This is a genomic window from Moorena sp. SIO4G3 (assembly GCF_010692305.1).
GTDB classification, from domain to species: domain Bacteria; phylum Cyanobacteriota; class Cyanobacteriia; order Cyanobacteriales; family Coleofasciculaceae; genus Moorena; species Moorena producens_A.
On the sequence record NZ_JAAHIG010000621.1, the window covers coordinates 1 to 2,995 of the forward strand.

Below are 2,995 nucleotides of genomic sequence, written 5' to 3' on the forward strand. Positions count from 1 at the left end.
TTTCCCATTGCCTAGTTGATCTAACTCTGCTGTATTTAACCCCAAGAAGTTTTCCAGTTGAGCAATGCTGACAGACTGGTTTCCATTGGTAATTAATGCTTGGTAGGTTCCTTGAGTTGGGCTGATTCCAAATGTTTCTGTTTCAAGTCTAGCATCGCCGATAGTCTGCCAATTGGTAAAATCACTGCTCTCGAAACCACCTTTTTCAAAAACATCTTGTGATGTCATAGTTATAAGAATCAGTCAGAATGTGTTTAATTCCGACGATAACATCAGGGCTTTTTGATTGTGTAAGTGATTCTACTATTTTATTTAGTTAGGAGAGGATTTGGCATATTCGGATTATGAATTAGGCATTAGTACTAATAAACTTTTAAAGTTTAGGTAAACTAGCTGGTATAATCTTGGTATAATCAAACAAGTAAAGTGGAGATAATGGGATGTCTAGAAGCATTACTATTATCAAGCTTGGGTTTTGGTAACTTTTAAATTAGTAATTTAAAAATTACTAATTGTGATTACTCCTAAGCCATTACCCATTACCCATTACCCATTACCCATTACCCATTACCCATTACCTATTAGTCTGTAGTACTAAGTTTTTTTATGCATGCTCTATCAATTCCAACTTGGATTATTCACATTTCCAGTGTTATCGAGTGGATCGCTGCAATTTGGTTAATCTGGACTTATGGTGAAATTACTGGCAATCGTGCATGGTGGGCATTGTCTTTTGCCATGTTACCAGCATTGGTCAGTGCGATGTGTGCTATCACCTGGCACTTTTTTGACAACCAACAATCCCTGGAGTGGATGGTTACAGTCCAAGCAGCGATGACGGTTGTAGGTAACTGTACCCTCTGTGGAGCAGCTTGGTGGATTTGGCGTTCAGCGTAGGGTTGCTACCAATGCCAGGGATAAGTTTTACGGTAATCACTCAGCGATTAGCGCTACTTGAGATGCTACTTGAGGTGCTATCAGCTATCAGCTATCAGCTATCAGCTGACGGCTGACGGCTGAACGCGTAGCGTGAGCTTTTAGCTCACGGCTGACGTTTTACCAATCATTTTGACAACCGTTTTTGCTGATATTCAGATGATTTCTAAAGAAACATTATTTGCTATTTCCCTATTTCCTTACCTAGGATTCTTGTGGTTTATCACTCGTTCTGGACAAACACCCCGTTTAGCGCTAATCGGATTTTACGTCCTGTTGGTGTTTGTTTTTATTACCATCCCAGCTGGAATTTATTCTGAGGTAGCTTATCATGAAGCATTAGCTGATGTGGATTGGCTACATGGCAGTGCTGAGTTTTTTTTAACCCTGTCCAATACTTTAGTAGTATTGGGCTTCCGACAAGCAATTATGGAACATCTAGCAAAGGGAACAGGGAGTAGGGAGTAGGGAGTAGGGAGTAGGGAGTAGGGAGTAGGGAGTAGGGAGTAGGGAGTAGGGAGTAGGGAATATGGCCTCAAAAATATCTGTTCGTAGATAGGGCAATATATAATTATAGATAAAAGCCCGACTGCTGACCAGTATAATGAGCTACTGTCTCAATCCCACTTGCCCCAATCCCAAAAATCGAGAAGGAACTAAATTTTGCATTGCCTGTGGCTCGAAGTTGCTGCTCAAAGAGCGATACCGAGGGATTAAACCTATAGGTCAAGGTGGATTCGGTAAAACCTTCTTGGCTGTGGATGAAGATAAACCTTCCAAACCTCCCTGCGTCATCAAGCAGTTTTTTCCCCAAGCCCAGGGAACTAACACGGTTCAAAAGGCAGCTGAGTTATTCACCCTGGAAGCGGTACGGCTGGATGAGTTGGGCAAACATCCTCAAGTTCCGGAACTGCTGGCGTATTTTTGTCAAGATAGCCAACAGTATTTGGTGCAAGAGTTTATCGATGGACAAAACTTACTGCAAGAACTGGCCAGTCGCGGTGGATTTAATGAAGCACAAATTCGGGCGCTACTGGATGATTTGCTGCCATTGCTGCAATTTGTTCATCAACATCATGTCATCCATCGGGACATCAAGCCAGAAAATATTATTCGCCGCAGGGGTTTAAAGTCTTCTGTTGTGGGGGGAGCAACCCAGGTCCGTGGTCAACTGGTTCTGGTTGATTTTGGAGCATCGAAAGCTGCTACTGGCACTAGTCTAGGGAAAACTGGGACAGCGATTGGCTCATTTGGTTATGTATCACCAGAGCAAAGTATTGGTAGAGCAGTTTTTGCCAGTGATATCTATAGTCTTGGTATCACTTGTATTCATTTGTTGACCCATAGGCACCCCTGTGATTTATTTGATGTCAGGGAGGGTGTCTGGATATGGCGCAACTTTTTGAGTCATCCTATTAGTGATCAGCTTGGTCGCATCATCGACAAGATGATAGCGGGGGCTATTAACCGACGTTATCAATCAGCGGCTGAGGTAAGTAAAGATTTACATGTTCAGACAACTCCCCCAACACCTCTCAGGCAACAAAAACCAGTTACACCTCTAAGACAACGAAAACCAGTTACACCTATCAAACCTACTGTACCATCAAAGCCAGCAGTTGGGGGATTGAATAAAAGGATTGCTCAAGAATTAGAAGAATTGAAGTCTGAAATTATGGGTAATCCGACTACTAAATCAACCCATCAAACCCTTGGCTCTAAGGTGGCTGGGTCTAGTAGTTTACCGAAAACTAAAACTAAACTTGATCGGGAACTGGAGGAGATCCAATCTGAATTTATTGGCTCTTCTAATCCTCAGCAAAATCCTGGTTCAGGTTGAGAAAGAAGGGAGCAGGGAGTAGGGAGTAGGGAGTAGGGAACAGGGAATAGGGAATAGGGAATAGGGAATAGGGAAAAAAATCTGTGTACCTCTTAGCTATGAGAAACGCTATAGTTTTAGGAGATTGCTAAGAAGATAAGAAGTTGGAGTTAGGGAATAAGATAGGATTTTAGCTGGTTATATCAAGTTCTATAAAATGGACTTTTGGCTTACTAATTA

General features: G+C 42.1%; 4 protein-coding genes and 1 pseudogene. 3 read left to right on the forward strand and 2 right to left on the reverse strand.

Annotated features, from left to right (window positions below; all coding sequences use genetic code 11):
- Positions 1-228 (reverse strand): hypothetical protein (locus F6J99_RS43775; protein WP_293123409.1); only part of this gene is annotated, 228 nt, incomplete at its 3' end.
- Positions 229-606: 378 nt separating this feature from the next.
- Between F6J99_RS43775 and F6J99_RS43780 the strand changes: the two genes are divergently transcribed.
- Both F6J99_RS43780 and F6J99_RS43785 read left to right on the forward strand, forming a co-directional pair.
- On the forward strand, positions 607-897 hold the full coding sequence (locus tag F6J99_RS43780) for a DUF2499 domain-containing protein (protein WP_070394113.1): 291 nt from the start codon (positions 607-609) through the stop codon (positions 895-897).
- Positions 898-1,095: 198 nt separating this feature from the next.
- Positions 1,096-1,404: a DUF3593 domain-containing protein gene (locus tag F6J99_RS43785; RefSeq protein WP_070394114.1), complete on the forward strand. Its 309-nt coding sequence runs from the start codon at positions 1,096-1,098 to the stop codon at positions 1,402-1,404.
- Here the strand turns inward: F6J99_RS43785 and F6J99_RS43790 are convergent.
- Positions 1,375-1,500 (reverse strand): hypothetical protein, encoded by a 126-nt coding sequence (locus F6J99_RS43790; RefSeq protein ID WP_293123414.1) that lies wholly within the window; start codon positions 1,498-1,500, stop codon positions 1,375-1,377. The two genes, F6J99_RS43785 and F6J99_RS43790, sit on opposite strands and share 30 nt — an antisense overlap.
- A 40-nt stretch (positions 1,501-1,540) precedes the next feature.
- Between F6J99_RS43790 and F6J99_RS43795 the strand changes: the two are divergent.
- A pseudogene (locus tag F6J99_RS43795) lies at positions 1,541-2,443 on the forward strand (serine/threonine-protein kinase); the annotation flags it as partial.
- Positions 2,444-2,995: the final 552 nt, after the last annotated feature.

Bases quoted from the DNA above. Each gene is read 5' to 3' on its own strand.
- F6J99_RS43785 (WP_070394114.1), top strand. From the start codon at position 1,096: ATGATTTCTAAAGAAACATTATTTGCTATTTCCCTATTTCCTTACCTA.
- F6J99_RS43780 (WP_070394113.1), top strand. From the start codon at position 607: ATGCATGCTCTATCAATTCCAACTTGGATTATTCACATTTCCAGTGTT.